Source organism: Zobellella denitrificans, from assembly GCF_002237365.1.
GTDB classification, from domain to species: domain Bacteria; phylum Pseudomonadota; class Gammaproteobacteria; order Enterobacterales; family Aeromonadaceae; genus Oceanimonas; species Oceanimonas denitrificans.
In genome coordinates, this window is the sequence record NZ_NMUO01000073.1 from 1 (window position 1) to 20,087 (window position 20,087).

Here is a 20,087-nt window from a genome sequence, read left to right on the forward strand (position 1 = left end):
TCCCCACCATCCGCGGCACCCAGGCCGAGCTGTACGACGGCCTCACCGCCGCCCACCACCAGCACATCGCAGTGGTGGTTAAGCTTGTCGTAGCTGTCCGGATCCCGCTCCTGCGGCACCCGGCCCAGGCCGGCGGCCTTGCGGATCAGGTGCTCGTACTTGGGCCACATGGACTGGGGATACATGAAGGTTTTGTAGTAGAAGCCGGGAGGCATCATGCTGCCGCCGAGCTTGCCCATCACGCCCATCAGATCCTTGTCGACACTCGGCCAGCCGTTGGTGCTGGCGGCGGTGAGGCCGTCGTACAGCTCGGCCTGGGTGCCGCGGATGTTGGGGATCATGGTGGCCTCGGAACCGCCCACCTGCAGGATGCAGTTCGGCTCTTCCGCCCCGGCGGCCATGATGCCGCGCGGCCGGGCGTACTTGAAGGAGCGGCCGACCACGTCCACCCCGTTGGCCAGCAGCGCCGAGGCGATGGTATCACCCGCGTAACCCTGGTAGCGCTTGCCGTTGAAGATAAAGCTGAGCGGCTTGCTGCGGTCCACCCGCCCCTTGCCCTGAATGCGATGTTGCTGGCTCATGACTGGCCTCCTTGCTCGCCGACCTTGTAGGTTTCTTCGATTTCATACGTCACTGTGTGCCGGGCCGCGTTGAAGAACTTGCGGCAGCCGGCGGCGTGGTACCACATCTCCCGATGCAGGCCGCGCGGGTTCTTGCGCATAAACAGGTACTGGGCCCACTCCTCGTCGCTGAGGGCGTCCGGATCCGCCGGACGGGCGATGTGCGCTTCGCCGGCGTAGCGGAACTCTTCTTCTTCGCGGTATTCGCCGCAGTGCGGACAATAAAGATGTAACATCGGCTCTCTCCTCAGTGGGCTACGCCGGCAGCGCCGTGCTCGTCGATCAGGTGGCCGCTGGTAAAGCGGTCGATACTAAAGGGTTTGGCCAGGGGGTGCGGCTCGTCATGGGCGATGGTATGGGCGAACACATTGCCCGAGCCCGGGGTGGCCTTGAAGCCGCCGGTGCCCCAGCCGCAGTTGAAATACAGCCCCTTGATAGGCGTCTTGGAGATGATCGGGCAGGCGTCGGGACAGGTGTCGACGATGCCGCCCCAGGTACGGTTGAGGCGCACCCGGCTGAAGATGGGGAACATCTCCACAATGGCCGCCATGGTGTGCTCCACCACCGGGAAGGAGCCGCGCTGGCCATAGCCCAGGTAGCTGTCGATGCCGGCGCCGATCACCAGGTCGCCCTTGTCGGACTGGGACACATAGCCGTGCACGTGGTTGGACATCACCACGGTGTCGAGGATCGGCTTGACCGGCTCGGACACCATGGCCTGCAGCGGGTGGGACTCAAGCGGCAGCTTCATGCCCACCATGTTGGCCATGACGCCGGAGTTGCCGGCGGTGACGCAGGCCACCTTGCGCGCCTTGATCAGGCCACGATTGGTTTCCACCCCCACCACGGCGCCGTTCTCCCGGCGGATGCCGGTGACTTCGGTCTGCTGGATCAGGTGCACGCCCATGGCGTCGGCGGCGCGGGCAAAGCCCCAGGCCACGGCGTCGTGGCGGGCGGTGCCGCCGCGCGGCTGCCAGGAGGCGCCCAGCACCGGATAGCGGGCGTTCTTGGAGCAGTCCAGGATCGGCACCAGCTCCTGCACCTGCTTGGTGTTGAGCACTTCGCCGTCGATGCCGTTCAGCCGGTTGGCGTTGACCCGGCGCTCGATGTCGCGCATGTCCTGCAGGGTGTGGCCCAGGTTGAGCACGCCACGCTGGCTGAACATCAGGTTGTAGTTGAGTTCCTGGGCCAGGCCTTCCCACAGCTTCATGGAGTGCTCATAGAGCCAGGCGGCCTCGTCCCACAGGTAGTTGGAACGCACTATGGTGGTGTTGCGGGCGGTGTTGCCGCCGCCGAGGTAACCCTTCTCGATCACCGCCACGTTGGTGATGCCGTGCTCCTTGGCCAGGTAGTAGGCAGTGGCCAGGCCGTGGCCGCCGCCACCGACGATCACCACTTCATAGCCTTCGTGTTTGGGGGTGGGGTTGCGCCACACCTTCTGCCAGTTCTCGTGATGGCTCAGGGCATGCTTGAGGAGCCCGAACCCGGAATATTTTTGCATAGTGTCACCTGTTATCTTTAAGTCAGTGTCCGGACTGCCTGGACATTCAGAGTACAGATTGGGCTGTCCTCTAAGCCGACCGTTGGCGCCAGGGATGGCGCCGCCGAGCCCCCAGGGATGGGTTTACGGCGAGTCGGCGTGAGGATGGCCCAAGCTGCGGACTCTGGCAGCAGGCCATCAGCAATCGTTTAGCGATATACCGGGAAGTAGCTGCACAGGCTGGCAACCTGGTCCTTCACCGCGATAATCACTTCCGGGTCGTCCATGTTGTCGAGAATGTCGCAGATCCAGCCCGCCAGCTGGCGGCAGTGCTCCACCTTGAAGCCGCGGCTGGTCACCGCCGGGGTGCCGATGCGCAGGCCCGAGGTCACAAAGGGCGGCTGGGGATCGTTCGGCACAGCGTTCTTGTTGACGGTGATGTGCGCCTCGCCCAGCACCCGATCCGCGTCCTTGCCGGTGATGCCCTTGGCGGACAAGTCGAGCAGGAACAGGTGATTATCGGTACCGTTCGACACCACATCGAAGCCGCGGCTCTTGAACACCTCCACCATGGCGCGGGCGTTGTCCACCACCGCCTGCTGGTAGTCACGGAATTCCGGGGTGAGCGCCTCGGCAAAGGCCACCGCCTTGGCGGCGATGGCGTGCATCAGCGGGCCGCCCTGGCCACCGGGGAAGACGGCGGCGTTGAGTTTTTTCTCGATCTCCGGATTGGCCTTGGCCAGGATCAGGCCGCCACGGGGACCGCGCAGGGTCTTGTGGGTGGTGGTGGTGACCACGTCCGCGTAGGGCAGCGGGTTGGGGTAGCAGCCCGCGGCCACCAGGCCGGCCACGTGGGCCATGTCCACGAACAGGTAGGCGCCCACCTTGTCGGCGATGGCGCGGAAACGGGCCCAGTCCATCACCCGGGAATAGGCGGAGAAGCCGGCCACGATCATCTTGGGCTCGTGCTCCAGGGCCAGGGCCTCGACCTGGTCGTAGTCCACCTCGCCGGTGGCCTCGTTCAGGCCGTATTGCACCGCGTTGTAGATCTTGCCGGAAAAGCTGACCTTGGCGCCGTGGGTGAGGTGGCCGCCGTGGGCCAGGCTCATGCCGAGCACGGTGTCGCCGGGGGCGCACAGGGCCATGTAGACGGCGGCGTTGGCCTGGGAGCCGGAGTGGGGCTGGACGTTGGCGTAGTCGGCGCCGAACAGCTCCTTGGCACGATCGATGGCCAGCTGCTCCACCTTGTCCACCGCCTCGCAACCGCCGTAGTAGCGCTTGCCGGGGTAGCCTTCCGCATACTTGTTGGTGAGCACGGACCCTTGCGCTTCCATCACCGCCGGGCTGGTGTAGTTCTCCGAGGCAATCAGCTCGATATGCTGCTCCTGGCGGGCGGCCTCCTCTTCCATGGCGGCCCACAGTGCCGGGTCCATATCCTGAATGCGGGTGTGTTTGCTGAACATCTTGTGACCTCCTTGCTCGGCTCGGGCCTCCCCCAGCCTGACATTGTCCATCCCTTCGGCGCCGCGTCTCGGCGGGCTGCCGGGTTCTGCTTTGACTTGCATACTACTGAGGGCCCGAGGGGCAGGGATGACTGGCTGCGGCCTAAAGCTGCGTATTTGCGACAAGGATGGCGCAGGCGGGCAAGCCGCCGTGTCGCCGAAGGCCGCAGCCACCGGCGCCGGGGGGATAAGGCCCCAACGCCGGCAAGAGGTCGGAAACAGATAATGGCATGGAGCGCAGGCGGCCCGCCTGCCTTCGCGCGTAGCGCGAACCCCCGGATTGGCCTACCACATCACAGGTTTGAAAAGGCTTCTTGCAGAACAGGCTTCGCGGGTTGGGGTGTATCCTCCCTGCCTCGGTGCTCCTTTCATGCGGGCGGGCCGCCCGCGCCCCAAGAATCGTGACGGCCCAAGCTTTAAACTATCTGGTGCTCTGAGCGGCCATCCCCCCAAAAGGATGCAAAGCCAGGCCCGGCGGGGTACTATCCCAACCAGGTTGTCACCGTCACGCAACTTGCCCTTGCGGACCCGTTAACAGATGCCATGCCCTCAGTGAGTGAAAAACGCCTTTTCAGCCACCGCCTGCGCGACACCAACAGCGCCTTCCTCCCGGCCCGCCAGCAAGAGGAGCGGCCGACCCGGGTGGGCTTTGTGCTGCTGCCCCATTTCTCGATGATGGCCTTCACCGCCGCGGTGGACGCCCTGGTCACCGCCAACCTGGTGCAGGCCACGCCCCTCTTCGCCTTTGCCACCTACGGCCTGGAGAGCACCACGGTGCGCAGCGATCTGGCCATCGACATCTCCGCCAACGCCACCCTGGAGCAGTTGCCGCTGGAAGGGGAAGACGCGCTGGACGTGGTGATCGTATGCGGCGGCTTTCGCTGCGACCTGAACGAACGGGCGCCGCTCAGCCACAAGCTGAAACTGGCCGCCAAGCGCCAGAAGGTGCTGGGCGGCCTGTGGAACGGCGCCGTGGCCCTGGCCCACGCCGGCCTGCTCGATCGTCTGGCCTGCGCCATCCACCCGGACAACCACACCTTCGCCCGCGAACGCTTCCCCCATGTGCAGGTGTCGCACCAGGTAATGGTGGTGACCGAGCGGGTGCTGACCAGCGCCGGCCCCAGCAGCGCCCTGGAGATGATGCTGGTGCTGATCGAGCGGCTGCACGGCAAGGACACGGTGCGCGCCATCCGCGAGATCCTGAGCAGCGACCGCATCGCCGACAGCAACGAAACCCGGCTCACCCTGGCGGAAAACGACCCCAGCCTGCCCGAGCCCCTGCGCAACCTGCTGCACCTGATGAACAGCAACATCGAAGAGCCGCTCGGCATCGAGGAGCTGGCCGCCTACGTGGGCCTGTCGCGCCGGCGCATCGAGCGGCTGTTCCAGGGCCACCTGGAAACCACCCCTTCCCGCTACTACCTGGAGCTGCGCATCACCCACGCCCGCCGCCTGCTGCTGCAAAGCGACGCCAGCATCGCCAACATCGCCGTGGCCTGCGGCTTCGTCAGTTCCACCCACTTCAGCCACTGCTTCAAGGACTTCTTCGGCGTCTCCCCCAGCCAGGCCCGGCAGCTGCGCAAGGGCTGAACCCCCTTACAACCCTTGTTGCCGCAACAGCCCACCAAAAAAGCCGGCCAATCGGCCGGCAAGGTAGTGCCTGGAGACGGTCTTCGCTCAGACCAGGCCGTGCAGTTCCTTCCAGTTGCCCGGATGAACCACATAGCCGAACAGGGCATGGCCGCCGTAGACCAGCTCGGTGCCTTCCGGGATCCACAGCAGTTGGCCGGGGCGGACTTCATGCTTGCGGCCGTTGGCGGTGAGTTCGAAACAGCCCTCGATCACGAAGATCACTTCGTCATAGAGCACCGTCCAGGCCACCTCGGCGCCTTCCCATCGGGCGAAACCGACCCCGATATGGGGCGACACCTCGGCGCTCAGGGCGCGGGCCACATAGGCCATGCCCGGCGGCCCGCCGCGCACGCTGAAATCCAGTTGCCGGCTGTCGATCAGTTGCACCTCTTTCACAGTTCGCTCCTGCTCTGCCACTTGGCGAGCCGGATGCGGCTCTTCACGCCCAGGCCGAGGAAAGGCTCGGGCGGGTTCAGGCTGGGCATGCCGGTCACCTGCCGGATGTCCCGCAGCGCCTGGGAGTCGGCGCCCACCGCCAGATCCGCCAGCAGGGTGCCGGAAATGGTGCCCCAGGCCGCGCCCACGCCGTTGTCGCAGGCGCTGGCGAACACCCCCTCCTCGAGCTGGCCGAAGAAGTTGGTGAAGTTGCGGGAGATGGCATAAACCCCGCCCCAGGTATGGGTGAAGGGCACCTCGGCCAGGGCCGGATAACGGGCCAGGAACGCCTTGCGATGGTCGGCCCGGATGCGCTGGCGCATGCCCTCGCTGACGCTGGCGCCGTATTTGGAGACGTGCTTGTAGCTGTTGCGGATCAGGATGCGGCGGTCGGCGGTCATGCGCAGGGTGGTGCCGGCGTGATCCGCCGGGGTCAGCCCCCAGTTCAGCTCGCCGCCGTAGCGGGCCAGCTCCTCGTCGGTCAGCGGCCGGGTCCAGCTGGCGAAGGTCATCACCGGCAGCAGCCGGTTCTTCAGGTAACCGAACTCGCGGGTAAAGATGCTGGTGCCCAGCAGCAGCCTGGGCGTGGTGATGCTGCCCTCGTCCCCCTGCAACCGCCACTGGCCCCGCTCCCGGTGCAGGCCGCGGATGGGCGACTGCTCCAGCAGTTCCACGTTGCCCGGAAGGTGGTCGGCCATGCCGCGCACCAGGGCCGCCGGCTGCATCAGGTAGCAGCCGGGGGTGAAGATGGCCCGACTGTAGTAAGGGGTGCCGAGCACCTTGCTCAGTTCGCCCTTTTCCACCCAGTGGTAGGGCTCGCCCAGATCCTGCATCAGGTGTTCGAAGTGCTCGAGGAAGGCCTCGCCACGCTCGCCCACCGCGCCCTGGTACTTGCCCACGGCGGACCACTGGCAGTCGATGCCGTGGCGCTCCACCAGCCCCTGCAACTGGGCGATGGCGGCCCGGTTCAGGCCCAGCAGTTTCTGCTTGTGGACCGGATCCGGGTGCTCCAGCGCAAACTTGTGGGGCAGGTCTATGACAAAACCGGAGTTGCGCCCGGAGGCGCCCTCCGCCACCCGCTGGGCATCCACCAGCAGGATGCGGGCATCGGGTTTCAGCTCGGCCAGCCGCCGGGCGGCGGCCAGGCCGGCAAAGCCCGCGCCCAGCACCGCATAGTCGGCCTGTTGCTGGCCCCTGAGCCGGGTGGCCGGGGCCGCCGGCGGCAGCGCCTGGTACCAGCCGCAGCTGTTGTCGTCATTGGGTAAGGCAATCATCATCTCTTCCTCAGGCTGCGGTTCGGGTCGGGTTCAGTTGTTCCAGCCAGCGGCTGCGCTGGCCTTGCAGGCCATGGCCCAGCAGCGCGAAGCCGGTCAGGGTGCCGTCCGGCCCGTAACAGCCGGCGGCCAGTTCGTTGCCGTGCGACTCCACCTTCCACTCGCCGGGCGCGGGGGCCGGCAGCACGGACAGCGGCAGCACCGGGGTTTTTACCAGCACCGGGGTGGCCTTGAGCGCCGCCCGGGCGGGCTGGCCCAGCAGGCCGTCCACCAGGGCCGGTATGGCCTGGTTGATGGGCGCGATATAGGGAGCCCACTGGCGGTCTACCTCGGCACAGTCGCCCAGGGCGAAGATGGCCGGATCGCTGGTTCTGTGCTCCAGGTCGACACTGATGCCCCGGCCGGTGCTCAGCCCGGCGGCCTGGGCCAGGGCGGTGTTGGGCCGCAGGCCCACCGCGCTCAGTACCAGATCGGTGTCCAGTTGCCGGCCGCCCTGCAGCTGCAGGCGATAGCCCTCGCCGCAGGCGTCGATGCGGGCAATGCTGTCCTGCAGCGCCCATTCCACCCCCAGGCCGCTCAGGGCCTGTTGCAGGGCCAGGCCCAGGGGCTGCGGGATCAGCCGCTCCATCGGCCACTGGCCCAGGCCGACCACGGTCACCCCTATGCCCTGGGCCGCCAGATCGTTGGCGAACTCGCAGCCGATCAGGCCGTCGCCGAGTATGGTCACGTGCTTTTTGCCGGCCAGCTGTTGGCGGAAGCGGCGGTAATCGGCGAGATCGTTGACGCTCAGCATGGCCGCCTGTTCGCCCTCAACCGGGATCACGATGGGCGAGGCGCCGGTGGCCAGCACCAGGCGGCCATAGGGATACTCGCCGATGCTGGTGTGCAGCCGTTTGTTTTCCCGGTCGATGCGCTCGACCCGGGTATGGGGATACACCCGCACCCCGAGCCGCTGCTCCCAGGCCAGCGCCGGCTCGCTCACCAGGCTGTCGCCGTCCTTGCCCAGCGCCAGGGCGTTGGACAGGGCCGGCTTGCTGTAGAGGGCGCCGTCATCGGCGGTAAACAGGGTGATGGGCAGTTCCGGCGAGCGGGCCCGCAGCGCCGCCGCCAGCTGGTAGCCGCCGTGGCCGGTGCCGATGATCACCACCGGCTCGAGCGCCGGTCCGGCCGCCGGGGTAACGGCCTCGGCCACCGCCGCCAGGGGGGCCGGCTCCTCGTCGGTGATCTCGAGCATCTCGAAATCCGCCTTGGTGACCAGGCAGTCGGGGCAGACCCAGTCATCCGGCACGTCTTCCCAGGCGGTGCCCGGGGCAATGCCGTCCGCCGGCCAGCCCTTGGCTTCGTCATAGATCAATCCGCAGATGATGCATAACCACTTTTTCATCTTGTCCTCCCCACTACCCTGTTACTGCTTAACGGTTGCTCAGGCGAATGCCGATATTGCGGGTCTGGACATAGCTGTAGATCGCTTCCTGTCCTTTCTCGCGGCCGAAGCCCGACAGTCCCACCCCGCCGAAGGGCGTTTCGATGCCGCCGGCGAACCATTCGTTGATGAACACCTGGCCGCCGCGCAACCGGTTGGCCAGCCGCAGGGTCTGGCTCAGGCCCTCGCCGAACACCCCGGCCACCAGGCCGAAATCGGTGCCGTTGGCCAGGGCCACCGCCTCGTCTTCGTCGTCGAAGGGCATCAGCACCAGCACCGGGCCGAACACTTCCTCCCGGGCGATGGTCATGTCGGGCGTCGCCTCGATCACGGTGGGCGCCACGAAGTAGCCGGACAAGTCCGGGGCCACGCCGCCGGTGAGCACGCGGGCGCCTTCGGCCCGGGCCTGCTCGACCATCGCCAGCACCCGCTGTTGCTGATCCGCCGACACCACCGGGGTCAGATCCGGGTTGCCTTCGCCCTGGCCGATGCTCAGGCCCTCGGCCAGGGCCACCACCGCCGCCTTGACTTCGTCGTAGCGGCTGCGGTGTACCAGCAGCCGCGACATGGCCGAGCACACCTGGCCGGCGTTGAAGAAGATGCCGACTTTCACGCTGGCCAGCAGGGTGTCGAGATCCACGTCCGCCAGGGCGATGGCGGCGGACTTGCCGCCCAGCTCCATCACCGAGGGGGTGGCCCGCTCGGCCGAGTCCCGCAGGATGCGCTGGCCGGTGGGCACCGAGCCGGTGAACACAATCTGGTTGGTGTCCGGGTGTCTGACCAGGTGGCTGCCCACCTCCGAGCCCTTGCCGCACAACAGGTTGACCGCCCCCCGGGGGAAACCGGCCTGCTCGACGGCCCTGACCAGCAGGGTCATGGCCAGCGGCGAGATCTCCGGCGACTTGATCACCACCGCATTGCCGGCCGCCAGGGCCGGGGCCAGGGAGCGGGCGCAGATGGACACCGGGAAGTTCCAGGGCACGATCTGCACCGACACGCCGAAGGGCACGTACTGGGTGAAATCCACGTAGTCCTTGCCGAGCGGCACCGAGATGCCTTCAATCTTGTCGGCCATGCCGGCGTAATATTCGAAGTAGCGGGCCGCCTCGAGAAACTCGTCGCGGGCGTCGTTCAGGCTCTTGCCGTTTTCCCGGCAGGCCACCAGGGCGCCGTCGTCGGCGATGGCGCGAATGGCCTCGGCCGCCTTCAGCAGCCAGCCGGTGCGAATGGCCGGGCGCACCTCGGTCAGGGCGCCGCAGTCCACGCAGCGGCGGGCGGCGGCCATGGCCAGATCCGCATCCTCGATGCCGGCCTGGGCGATGGTGGCGTAAGGCTCGCCGGTGCCCGGGTTCATCACCGTGAGTTGGCGGGAAGCATCCCGCCACTGGCCATCGATATAGTTCAGGTAATGTTGCATGTTCAGCCCTCCAACGCGGCCTTGGTCTGGGTGGCCAGCCATTTCTGGAAGTAGTGGGTCGGCAGATCCATCTCGGGCGAGAACACGCCGCCGCCGAAGCCGGGGGAATGGCGGCCCTTCTGCATGCCTTCCACCGCGCCGATGTCTTCACCGAACACCACCCGCCAGGACTCCAGGGTGGCGGTACGGCAGCCGGCGTATTCGTCCTTCAGCGACTCGTCGCCTATGTAATAGAGGCGCAGGTTCTCCACGGTTTTTTCCGCATGGATGGGGTCGATCATCATGGCGAAGGCGTGGTCGGCCTGGATGCCCAGCAGCACGTTGGGGAACAGGGCCACGTATTCCGCGTGGCGCAGCTTGTCGGCGGGCCAGCTGGGGAACTTGGGCAGGTGGGTGCCTGCGGTGTCCGACAGGTTGTATTTGTAGCTGCCCTGCCCCGCGAAACGCTCCTCGAACATGATGTTGTAGTGATCTTCCAGCTTGGAATAGGTGTTCAGGGCCGGGTGCACCCAGGGCAGGTGGTAGGCTTCGCAGTAGTTTTCCACGGTCAGCTTCCAGTTGCTCTCCACCTCGATTTCCAGGTGGCCGCCCATGTTGACCCGGCGCAGCAGGCTCAGGCCCTCGTCGCCCCAGAACGGCTGCCAGCGCTCGACCAGGGGGGCGATGTGCTCCTCGAAGGAGGCGGCGTCGCCGGACAGGTTGACGAACACCATGTCCATCCACACCGCGGAGCGCAGGGCTTTAAGGCCGTGCTTTTCGCACTTGAAGCGCTCGTCCTTGTGCTGGCCGGTGCCGCCGATATGGGGGGTGCCCTTGAGGTTGCCGTCCAGATCGTAGGTCCAGGAATGGTAGGGGCAACGGATCATGCCCTGCACCTCGCCCGCCTCATGCACCAGCTGCATGCCCCGGTGGCTGCACACGTTGTGGAACACCTGCACTTCGCCCTGGCGGTTGCGCATCATCAGCAGCGGCAGATTCATAAAGCTCACCGGCTTGACGTAGCCGTTTTTCAGCAGGTCGGAGGCGAAACCGATGCAGGCCCAGGTTTTGCCGATTACTTGATCTCGCTCAAAGGCGAAATATTCCTGGCTGGTATAACAGGCATTCGGCATGCCGTTGGCTTCGACGATCGGGTTCAGTACGCTTTCCACCTGCTGTACCGGAATAAGGGTTTGGCTGACGTTGCTCATGCTGTTCTCTCCACAATGGTGCAGTGCTTCCTGCGCTGTTTGTTGTCATTGGCACCCTGGGGTACCGATGGGGAGAGAGTGTCGTTAACATGGCGGCAACAAACAAACGACTTTTTGGCCGGGTATGGATGAGCTTTTGTCATCCATCCATGGTCCTGCCCTTCCTGCCCGGAAAAGTTTCCGCGGTAGCGGTTATCCATGACCAAAACTCACCGATGGATGAGAATAAATCGGTTGAGCGGAACCCCGCCTCCCCCTAACCTCCCCACCATGTTAACAGCTGGTTAACTGACAACGAGTAACGCAGAGGGAGGAGTTATGCGTGCGACATCCGGGATCCTGAAGGGACTGAACCCGACCGTGACCATTGCATCCAAGGTGCTGGTGATCGGTTTCGTGTTGTTCTGTGCCATTCTGGCCAACCAGGCCGGGCAATATTTCGAAACCATTTCCGGCGTTCTGCTGCAGAACATGAAGTGGTTTTATCTGGGGCTGGTCACCCTGGTGGTCGGCTTTTTGCTGTATCTGATGATCAGCCGTTACGGCCATATCCGCCTGGGCAAGGACGATGAAAAGCCCGAGTTCAGCTACCTGTCGTGGGTGGCCATGCTGTTTTCGGGCGGCATGGGCATCGGCCTTATCTTCTGGTCGGTGGCCGAGCCCATGTGGCATTACGCCGACAATCCCTTTACCGCGGGCTTAAGCAACGAGTCGGCCAGCACCGCCATGCAACTGGCCTTCTTCCACTGGGGTCTGCATCCCTGGTCGGTGTTTATCATCGTCGCCCTGGCGCTGGCCTATTTTTCCTACCGCAAGAACCTGCCCTTTACCCTGAGATCCATCCTCTATCCGCTGATCGGCAACCGCATCTACGGCCCCATCGGCCACGCGGTGGACATCCTCACCGTGGCCATCACCGCCTTCGGCATTTCCCAGACGCTGGGGATGGGGGTCATCCAGATCAACTCCGGCCTGAACCAGGTGTTCGGGGTGGGCATCGGCCTCGGCGTGCAACTGCTGATCATAGTAGTGCTGTGCACCTGCGCCGTGGCCTCGGTGCTGTCGGGCGTGGGCCGGGGCATCCGCCGGCTGTCCGAGTGGAACATGCTGCTGTCGCTGCTGCTGGTAATGATAGTGCTCTACGTCGGCCCCACCCGCTACATGCTCAACACCCTGCTGGAAAGCACCGGCAGCTATGCCCAGAACATCGTCGGCATGAGCCTGTGGAGCGATGCCCAGCATGATTCCGGCTGGCAGAACTGGTGGACCGCCTACTACTGGCCCTGGTGGATGACCTGGGCGCCCTTCGTCGGCATGTTCGTGGCCCGCATCTCCAAGGGGCGCACCATCCGCGAGCTGATCGGCGGCGCCCTGATCGTGCCCACCCTGATCACCTTCCTGTGGATGTCGGTGTTCGGCGGTGCCGCGCTCAAGGTGGAGCAGGATGCGCGCACCGCCTACGAGCAACAGGCGGTGGTGCTGGCCGAGGCCGGTGAGCCGGCCCAGGAGCCCTTCGCCGGCGGCCCCATACTGGCGGCCACCAAGGCCGATACCACCCGGGCGCTGTTCACCCTGTTCGACAACCTGGACGCCGGCGCCCTGGGCAAGCTGTTGAGCGTGCTGGCCTGCGTGCTGCTGGGTACCTATTTCATCACCTCGGCCGACTCCGGCACCCTGGTGCTCTGCACCCTGGACGCCGCCGGCGCCAGCGAGCCGCCGACCATGATACGGGTGCTGTGGGGAGTGATCATCGCCGCCATTGCCGCCGTGCTGCTGTACGCCGGCGGGCTGAAGGCGATGCAGACCGCCTCCATCATCGCCGGCTTCCCCATCGCCATCTTTATCGCGGTGATGAGCCTGACCCTGTTCCACAGCATCCGCCGCGAGCCCAAGCCCTGGGCCATGCTGCCGGATCATGTGCGCCCCGAGCCCGCCCGGCTGGACGGCCCGGTGCCGGAGTCCGCGCCGGAAGAACCATGGCAGGCCGAGCCCCAGTTCGGCAAGTGAGCAAAAAAACGCCGGGCACTGTCCCGGCGTTTTACTATCCGGGGACTGGCCTCAGGCCAGGCCCTTATCCCCCACCTGCCCTGGCAACTGCTCCAGCAGCCAGCTGCGGAACAGCTTGACACTGGCCGGCACCAGGCCCCGCCCCTGCGGCTCCAGCATGGAAAAACTGGCCTGGGTGCGCAGTACCGTGTCCACCGGCCGCACCAGGGCCCCACTCTTCAGGTAGTCGTCCACCAGCGAGCCCCAGGCCAGGGCGATGCCCTGGCCGTTGATCGCCGCCTGCAGCAGCATGGGGTAGTTGTTGATGTTGACCCTGTTGCGCGGCACCATCACCGGCAGCCCCACCGACTCGAACCATTCCGGCCAGTTGACCCAGTCCCGCTGGGAGTCATCCAGATAGAGCAGGGTCTTGCCGAAGATCTCCTCCGGGCTGTGGCATTCATTCAACCGCGCCAGGTAGTCCGGGCTGCACACCGGGAACACCTCCTCCGGGAACAGGGGAGTGACCTTCATCTCCGCCGGCGGCACCCGGCAGTAGAACAGGGCGAGATCGCAGTCGAGCCGGCGCAGATCCATGATGCTGTCGGTCGCCAGTATGCGCAGGTCTATTTCTTCGTGCTGTTGTTGAAAGGAGGCGACCTTGGGCAGCAACCAGAGCGCCGCCATGGCATTGGTGGTGGCCACGGTCACCTGCTGCTCCCCCTGCCACTTCTTGATTTCGCCGGTGGCCTGGGCCACATCCAGCAGGGCACGGTACACGGTCTGGTAATACTGCAGCCCGGTGGGTGTCAGGGTAATGCTGCGACTGGCCCGCACGAACAGCGCCTTGCCGAGGTAGTCCTCCAGCTGGCGGATCTGGCGGCTGATCGCCCCCTGAGTCACGTTCAGTTCGCTGGCGGCGAGGGTAAAACTCAGATGGCGCGCCGCCGCCTCAAACACGATCAGGCTGTTCATGGGCGGCAGCGGTTTAAGCTTCATGGTCATCCTGGATACAGTCCGGTAACAGTCCGTTTTCGCTTACTTTAACATTTAAACCCGCTTTTAGCTGGCTTGCAGCTTCGTCGGCTGCAGTTGCGGCGGTGAGTCACTTCCCGGCTCGCCGCACTTGTGGTCTCATATGAGGCACAGTCAAGGATGGTTCCCAAAGAACCACTCCTTGTTCCCTCTATCACCCATGCGGAGTAATGACGATGAACTACCCCATCAAGGGCTCCTGCCAGTGCGGCGGCGTGACCTACGAACTGAAAGAACCGCCGCTGATGGTGGTGGCCTGCCACTGCAAGGAGTGCCAGAAGCTCTCTACCAGCGCCTTCAGCATCACCGCCGTGGTGCGCGCCGAGGCGGTGCAATTCGAGGGGGAGATGGCCGAGTGGCGCCGGGTGGCCGAGAGCGGCAACATCAACGGCGCCAGCTTCTGCCCGGTCTGCGGCAACCGCCTCTACCACTTCAATCCCGATGAACCGGACGTCATCAAGCTCAAGCCCTCCAACCTGGCCGACACCCGCCTGATCCAGCCCAGCGCCCATGTGTGGGTAAGCCAGAAACAGGACTGGTTCCCGATCCCCGAAGGCGTCAAGGTGTTCGACAAGCAACCCTGAAGGGCCTCCAACCCAATAACGGCAAGTAGTACCCGACCCTGCCGCACAAAGATGTAACACAACCCGGCCCAATGTAACGGCCGGGTTAACTCCCCCTTGGCCACGCCGCTGTCGGCTATTTCGGTGTCGTTTCTGCGCCTTTCCCGCTCGTGGCAAGTTCCCATACTCGGGTGGAACTCACTCTCAGGGATGACACCGCCATGAAACACACCCTTTCCGCCCTCGCCCTTTCCCTCGCCGCCCTGCTGCCGCTGCAGGGGGCCGCCGCCACCCGGATGGACTTTTCCAACGAATACAACCACGGCTCCATCCATGCCGAAGGCGACAGCTACTTTATCGACAAGGTGAAGGAGCTGACCAACGACGAGGTGGTGATCACCCTGCATACCGGCGGCGCCCTGGGCTACAAGTCGGCGGATCACTTCTACGCGGTGGCGGACAACGCCATCCAGCTGGCGGATACCCTGGCCGGCACCCTGGCGGGGATAGACCCGATTTTCTCGCTCTCTTCCCTGCCCTTCCTGGTGCGCGACGAAGACCAGGCCGAGCGGCTGTACCGCCTGGCCCGCCCCCACTACGACAAGGTGTTCGCCGACAACGATCAGATCCTGCTTTACGCCTCGCCCTGGCCGGCCAGCGGCATCTGGGCCAAGCAGGAGGTGGCCTCCGCCGCCAGCCTGAAAAACCTGAAGATCCGCACCTACGACAAGAACGGTACCCTCACCCTGAAGGAAGCCGGCGCCACCCCGGTGAACCTGTCCTGGGCCGACGTGGTGCCCCAGCTTTCCACCGGGGGCATCAGCGCCGTGCTCACCTCCGCCGAGGCCGGGGCCAACGCCAGCTTCTGGGAGCAGCTGCGGCACTACAACGCCATCCAGTACGCCATTCCGCTCAACATGGTGCACATGAACAAGGACGAGTTCGACCGGCTCACGCCCGAACAGCAGGCCGCCCTGCTGGAGGCCGCGCGCCAAACCGACGCCCACAACTGGCAGCAGGTACGCACCCGGGTGGCCGCCAACTACCGGACCCTGAACGAGCACGGCGTCACCATCAGGGAGGAGCTGCCCGCCGATTTCACCCAGGCGCTGCAACAGGCCGCCCAGGTCGCGATAGACGGCTGGCTGAAGGAAACCGGCGAGCGCGGCCGGCAGATCCTCGAGCAGTTCCGGCAGGAAGGCTGAGCCATGGCGGCACTGGTCACCCTGCTCAGCCGCCGGCTCAACCAGCTGGCGGGCTGGCTCGCCATGGGGCTTATTCTCTACATCGCCGGCCACATTCTGCTGGAAATCGTGCTGCGGTTGTTCGGCCGCTCCACCTTCGTGCTGGATGAATTTGTAGGCTACGCAGTGGCCACCATGACCTTTCTCGGACTCGGCTACGCCTTGGAGCGGGGCTCCCTTATCCGGGTGAAACTGCTGGTGGACAAGCTGCCGTCCCGCTGGCACTGGCTGCCCGAACTGCTGGCCACCCTGGTGGCGCTGTTCACCTTCGCCACCCTGGCCTGGTACTGGGGCAGGAACGTCTGGCGCAGCTACCAGCGCGGCACCACCAGCGACACCCTGGCCGGCACCCCGCTCTGGCTACCCGAAGGCATGGTCTGGCTGGGCATGGCGCTGCTGTGCCTTACCTTGCTGGGCCGGGCGCTCGGCCTCGTTACCCGGGCCGCTAACCGGCAAGGAGAACACTGATGGATACCCTGCTGACCGCGGCCGGGGTGATCGGCCTTATCTTCCTGCTGCTGGGCATGGGCACCTGGGTGTTTGCCGGGCTGGCGGCGGTGGCGCTGGGCTCGCTGGTGTGGCTGGGCGGTTTCGACCTGGATCGGGCGGGCATGATCCTGAGCCGCATCCTCTACCGCGCCGGCAACGCCTGGGAGCTGTCGGCCATCCCGCTGTTCATCCTGATGGGGGAGCTGATTTTCCGCTCCAATATTTCGGACCGGCTGTTCCGCGGGCTGGAGCCCTGGGCCCAGAAGATCCCGGGCGGCATTCTGCACACCAATGTGTTCGGCTGCGCCATCTTCGCCGCCGTAAGCGGCTCCAGCGCCGCCACCACCGCCACCATCGGCAAGATCACCACCCACGAGCTGGCCCGCCGGGGCTACGACCGGCAGCTGTCCATCGGCTCCCTGGCCGGGGCCGGCAGCCTGGGCCTGCTGATCCCGCCGTCCATCGTGATGATCGTCTACGGGGTACAGGCCGAGGTGTCCATCAGCCAGCTGTTTATGGCCGGGGTCATACCCGGGCTGCTGATCGCCCTGCTCTACTCCGGCTATATCGCGGCCCTGGCCCTGCGCCGGCCCGAAAAAGCCCCGCGCGGCACGGCGGCCGGGCTTTCGCTGCTGGCAAGCCTGGCCTGCCTGGCCCCGGTGCTCCTGCTGATTGCGCTGGTGATGGGCTCCATTTACTCGGGCATCGCCACCCCGTCGGAAGCGGCGGCGGTGGGCGTGGCCGCCACCCTGGGGCTGCTGGCGGCAGAGCAGCAGCTGAGCCTGGCCATGTTCAAACAGGCCCTGGCCGCCACCCTGCTCAACGCCACCATGGTGTGCAGCATACTGGTCACCGCCGCCCTGCTCTCCACCGCCATGGGCTACCTGCACCTGCCGCGAGAGCTGGCGGGCTTTATCGCCGGGCTGGAGCTTTCGCCCGCCCTGCTGCTGGTGGCCCTGGCGCTGTTCTATATCGTGCTGGGGCTGTTCCTGGACGGCATTTCCATCACGGTGATGAGCCTGCCCATTACCCTGCCCATCGTGCTGCAGGCGGGGTTCGATCCGGTGTGGTTCGGGGTCTTTCTGGTGATCATGGTGGAGCTGGGGCAGATCACCCCACCGGTGGGCTTCAACCTGTTCGTGCTGCAGGGGCTCACCGGCGAGCATATCGGCCGGGTGGCCTACTCCGCCCTGCCGTTCTTTATGCTGATGTGCCTGGCCGCCGCCCTGGTGAGCCTGTACCCGGGCCTGGCCCTGTGGCTGCCCCAGTGGCTTGCCGGCTGAGCGGCACTCCCCAATAACGCCCCGCCGCCCTCAGACCATCGCCATGGACCGGGGACGGCGGGGATCGGTTACTCCCCCATCACCACGCCTTCACGGCGCGGATCGGCGCCGCCGAACCAGCCCTGGTCGGTGCGCCCGATCGCCTGCAGGCCGCTGGTCATGTCCATTTCAGTCAACTCGTGATCGTGCGCTCAGTCAACTCGTGATCGTGCGCTCTGAGCCAGTCCAGGGTCCCGGCCGGGAAGCGGTTGTCCTCGAGCAGGGTCGGCGCGCCGAGGGCGCCGAAGTTCGGCAGGTTAATCGCGGTCTGGGCGTCCATGCCCCAGTTGAGCATGCCGTACAGCGTCTTGGCCGTGTAATGGTTGACTGTTCCACTCCCGGAGAAGAGGATTCCCAATTCACCGAGAACCGGACACGGAGACTGGCCCCATGCCACTTACGTTCTCTCCAAGGGCTAACACCGCCAGCCCGGCGGCTTTAATGTTGACCGCGGCATTGATGTCGCGGTCGTGTTCGGTGGCGCATTCGGGGCAGGTCCAGGCACGCACCGATAATGGCAGGCTCTCCACCACCTGCCCACAGCAGGAGCAGCGCTTGCTGGACGGATACCACTGGTCGATGGCGACCAGTTGCCGTCCGGCCCACTCCGCCTTGTACTCCAACTGACGCATCAACTCGCCCCAGCCGGCATCGCTGATGGACTTGGCCAAGGTTGGATTACGCACCATGTTCTTCACCTTGAGGGATTCGACGCAGACCACTTGGTTCTCGTTAATCAGTCTGCGGGACAACTTGTGCAAGCCGTCCATCCGGCAATCGGCGATTTTGGCGTGAATGCGGGCCACCTTCTGCCGGGCCTTGGCGCGGTTCCTGGAGCCGAGTTTCTTCCTGCTCATATGCCGCTGTGCCCTGGCCAGCCTGGCCGCGTACTTCGACGTATGGTGGGGATTGCCGGTTCGATGCCCGTCGCTGGTAACGAACAGGTCTTTCAGGCCGAGGTCAATGCCCACCATTTTGGGCGTGATGGGCAAGGTCTCGGGATGGAACTCGCACAGGCAACTCACGAAGTAGCGGCCGGCCGAGTCCTTGGACACGGTGACGGTGATGGGCTCGCCGGGCAGCGGCCGACTCCAGCGGACAACCAGCGGCTGTTTGCACTTGGCGAGGAACAGTTGGCCATCGCGGTACTTGAATGCCGAGCGGGTAAACTCCGCCGACTGACGATGCCGCTTGCGCTTGAACGTGGGATAGTTGGCCCGTCCTTCAAAGAAGTTCTTGAAGGCCGTCTGCTGGTGGCGAAGGCATTGCTGCAATGGCACCGAGCTGACCTCGTTGAGAAAGACCGCCTCGGGCGTTTTCTTCAGTCGAGTCAGGAAGGCGTTGGCCGCAAGGTAGTTCATCTTTTCCTTGCGCTGCTGGAACGCCTCGGAGCGATGGCGCAGCACCGAGTTGTAGACAAAACGCACACAGCCAAAGGTCCGATCCAACAACTGCTCTTGCTCGGGACTGGGGTAAAACCGGAACCTACAGGCGCGTTTCATCATGCGTTCAGCGTAGTTAAATACTGTATATATAGCCAGAAAGAAGGAGGAAGAGAGAACAGGGTAGCCTGACGGCTGTACGCTATCCCTCCCCGCTCTGAAGGGTAGGCCTGCGAACTCCGCGCATACCTGGAGCGGCCGGGGCACGGGGTTTCTCGCGCAAAAACTGATGGACGGTTCAGCGTTGCCAATGGGAATGGAGGTACCACCCAAACCACGCCTCCTGGAGACCCGATTGAATAACAAGCATGCACCATGGACCCGCCATGGTCGATCATGTCCCGTCCATCGGGTACTTGCAGACGGTCTCAGGTCGGCAGGAGCGACCCTCACCCCCACCGCCCTCAGGCCGTCGCCATGGCCTGGGGGTAGCGCCGGGGATCGAAGCGCAGGCAGATCAGCATCACCACGCCGACCAGCGCCAGGTGCAGCGCCCAGCCGCCGGCGAAGCTGCCGCTAGCCTCCCGCACCAGCGACACCGCCAGGGGCCCCATGGCCGCGATCAGGAAACCGCCGCCCTGCATCAGGGCGGTGAGCGCGCCCGCCTGTTGCGCCGCGGGCAGGTGATCCAGGGCGGTCACCAGCGACAGGGAGAAGTTGCCGCCCAGCCCCATGCCGCACACCGCGGCCCACAGCAGCGGGCACTGGCCGGGCCAGAACAGCAGGCCGGCGTAACCGGTGGCCTGCAGCAGCAGGGTCAGCCACAGCCAGGGGCGACGGTCCCGTCCCCGCGCCAGCAGGGTGATGCCCCCCGCGAACAGCGCCTGGGCCAGGGCCATCACCGCCACCAGGCCGGCGCTGTCGGCGGCGCTCCAGCCCTTCTGCTGGTAGTAGGGCGCCAGCCAGGTGACCATGGTCGAATAGCCGGCGTTGACCAGGCCGAAACAGAGCATCAACTGCCAGGTGCGCGGCCGCCCCAGCAGGCGCCGGGCCTGGCCCGGCTCGGGCGGTCGGCTCTGCCGGTCCGACAGGG

General features: G+C 65.4%; 19 protein-coding genes. 6 read left to right on the plus strand and 13 right to left on the minus strand.

The window, feature by feature from the left end; genetic code table 11:
- The 4 genes from CGX12_RS14195 to glyA form a co-directional block, all read right to left on the minus strand.
- Window positions 1–581 (minus strand): 2Fe-2S iron-sulfur cluster-binding protein (locus CGX12_RS14195; RefSeq protein ID WP_176442074.1); only part of this gene is annotated, 581 nt, incomplete at its 3' end.
- Window positions 578–856 (minus strand): sarcosine oxidase subunit delta, encoded by a 279-nt coding sequence (locus tag CGX12_RS14200; RefSeq protein WP_094040523.1) that lies wholly within the window; start codon window positions 854–856, stop codon window positions 578–580. The genes CGX12_RS14195 and CGX12_RS14200, both read right to left, overlap by 4 nt.
- 11 nt (window positions 857–867) lie before the next feature.
- On the minus strand, window positions 868–2,121 hold the full coding sequence (locus CGX12_RS14205; RefSeq protein ID WP_094040524.1) for a sarcosine oxidase subunit beta family protein: 1,254 nt from the start codon (window positions 2,119–2,121) through the stop codon (window positions 868–870).
- Between the two features lie 188 nt (window positions 2,122–2,309).
- The gene (gene glyA, locus CGX12_RS14210; RefSeq protein ID WP_094040525.1) at window positions 2,310–3,563 is read right to left on the minus strand and encodes a serine hydroxymethyltransferase; all 1,254 of its coding nucleotides are present in this window, start codon (window positions 3,561–3,563) and stop codon (window positions 2,310–2,312) included.
- 582 nt (window positions 3,564–4,145) lie between these two features.
- Between glyA and CGX12_RS14215 the strand changes: the two genes are divergently transcribed.
- Entirely contained in the window at window positions 4,146–5,192 is a 1,047-nt protein-coding gene (locus CGX12_RS14215; protein WP_094040526.1) for a GlxA family transcriptional regulator, read from the plus strand.
- Window positions 5,193–5,279: 87 nt separating this feature from the next.
- On the opposite strand, the gene CGX12_RS14220 is transcribed toward CGX12_RS14215, so the two are convergent.
- Genes CGX12_RS14220 through CGX12_RS14240 form a run of 5 tightly spaced genes read right to left on the minus strand, consistent with a single transcriptional unit; the run spans window position 5,280 to window position 10,973 of the window.
- A complete protein-coding gene (locus CGX12_RS14220) occupies window positions 5,280–5,630 on the minus strand; it encodes a EutQ-related cupin domain-containing protein (protein ID WP_094040527.1) in 351 nt (116 codons plus the stop codon).
- Window positions 5,627–6,946 carry an NAD(P)/FAD-dependent oxidoreductase gene (locus CGX12_RS14225; RefSeq protein ID WP_254918305.1) on the minus strand — a complete coding sequence of 440 codons (1,320 nt, stop codon included), beginning with the start codon at window positions 6,944–6,946 and terminating at the stop codon, window positions 5,627–5,629. Before CGX12_RS14225 ends, CGX12_RS14220 begins: the two co-directional genes overlap by 4 nt.
- A gap of 7 nt (window positions 6,947–6,953) precedes the next feature.
- Window positions 6,954–8,327, minus strand: coding sequence for an FAD-dependent oxidoreductase (locus tag CGX12_RS14230; RefSeq protein ID WP_094040529.1), 1,374 nt, complete (start codon window positions 8,325–8,327; stop codon window positions 6,954–6,956).
- Between the two features lie 28 nt (window positions 8,328–8,355).
- Entirely contained in the window at window positions 8,356–9,783 is a 1,428-nt protein-coding gene (locus CGX12_RS14235) for an aldehyde dehydrogenase family protein (protein ID WP_094040530.1), read from the minus strand.
- 2 nt (window positions 9,784–9,785) lie between these two features.
- Window positions 9,786–10,973, minus strand: a complete 1,188-nt coding sequence (locus CGX12_RS14240) for an aromatic ring-hydroxylating oxygenase subunit alpha (protein WP_094040531.1) — start codon at window positions 10,971–10,973, stop codon at window positions 9,786–9,788.
- A 318-nt stretch (window positions 10,974–11,291) separates the two neighbouring features.
- On the opposite strand from CGX12_RS14240, the gene CGX12_RS14245 reads away from it, so the two are divergent.
- Window positions 11,292–12,980 carry a BCCT family transporter gene (locus tag CGX12_RS14245; RefSeq protein ID WP_094040532.1) on the plus strand — a complete coding sequence of 563 codons (1,689 nt, stop codon included), beginning with the start codon at window positions 11,292–11,294 and terminating at the stop codon, window positions 12,978–12,980.
- Between the two features lie 51 nt (window positions 12,981–13,031).
- Here CGX12_RS14245 and CGX12_RS14250 read toward each other — a convergent pair whose 3' ends face one another.
- Window positions 13,032–13,958, minus strand: a complete 927-nt coding sequence (locus CGX12_RS14250; RefSeq protein ID WP_094040533.1) for a LysR substrate-binding domain-containing protein — start codon at window positions 13,956–13,958, stop codon at window positions 13,032–13,034.
- Between the two features lie 212 nt (window positions 13,959–14,170).
- Between CGX12_RS14250 and CGX12_RS14255 the strand changes: the two genes are divergently transcribed.
- From CGX12_RS14255 to CGX12_RS14270, 4 genes are all read left to right on the plus strand, one after another.
- Window positions 14,171–14,578: a GFA family protein gene (locus CGX12_RS14255; protein WP_094040534.1), complete on the plus strand. Its 408-nt coding sequence runs from the start codon at window positions 14,171–14,173 to the stop codon at window positions 14,576–14,578.
- A gap of 200 nt (window positions 14,579–14,778) precedes the next feature.
- Window positions 14,779–15,762 carry a TRAP transporter substrate-binding protein gene (locus tag CGX12_RS14260; protein ID WP_094040535.1) on the plus strand — a complete coding sequence of 328 codons (984 nt, stop codon included), beginning with the start codon at window positions 14,779–14,781 and terminating at the stop codon, window positions 15,760–15,762.
- A gap of 3 nt (window positions 15,763–15,765) precedes the next feature.
- On the plus strand, window positions 15,766–16,269 hold the full coding sequence (locus CGX12_RS14265) for a TRAP transporter small permease subunit (RefSeq protein ID WP_094040536.1): 504 nt from the start codon (window positions 15,766–15,768) through the stop codon (window positions 16,267–16,269).
- Entirely contained in the window at window positions 16,269–17,573 is a 1,305-nt protein-coding gene (locus CGX12_RS14270; RefSeq protein WP_094040537.1) for a TRAP transporter large permease, read from the plus strand. The genes CGX12_RS14265 and CGX12_RS14270 overlap by 1 nt, the downstream gene beginning before the upstream one ends.
- 172 nt (window positions 17,574–17,745) lie before the next feature.
- Here CGX12_RS14270 and CGX12_RS20110 read toward each other — a convergent pair whose 3' ends face one another.
- From CGX12_RS20110 to CGX12_RS14285, 3 genes are all read right to left on the minus strand, one after another.
- The gene (locus CGX12_RS20110) at window positions 17,746–17,907 is read right to left on the minus strand and encodes a hypothetical protein (protein ID WP_217898184.1); all 162 of its coding nucleotides are present in this window, start codon (window positions 17,905–17,907) and stop codon (window positions 17,746–17,748) included.
- Window positions 17,908–17,971: 64 nt separating this feature from the next.
- Window positions 17,972–19,117: an RNA-guided endonuclease InsQ/TnpB family protein gene (locus CGX12_RS14280; RefSeq protein WP_094040539.1), complete on the minus strand. Its 1,146-nt coding sequence runs from the start codon at window positions 19,115–19,117 to the stop codon at window positions 17,972–17,974.
- Window positions 19,118–19,458: 341 nt separating this feature from the next.
- Window positions 19,459–20,087, minus strand: a 629-nt coding sequence (locus CGX12_RS14285) for an MFS transporter (RefSeq protein ID WP_142995635.1), incomplete at its 5' end; no start/stop codon positions are given.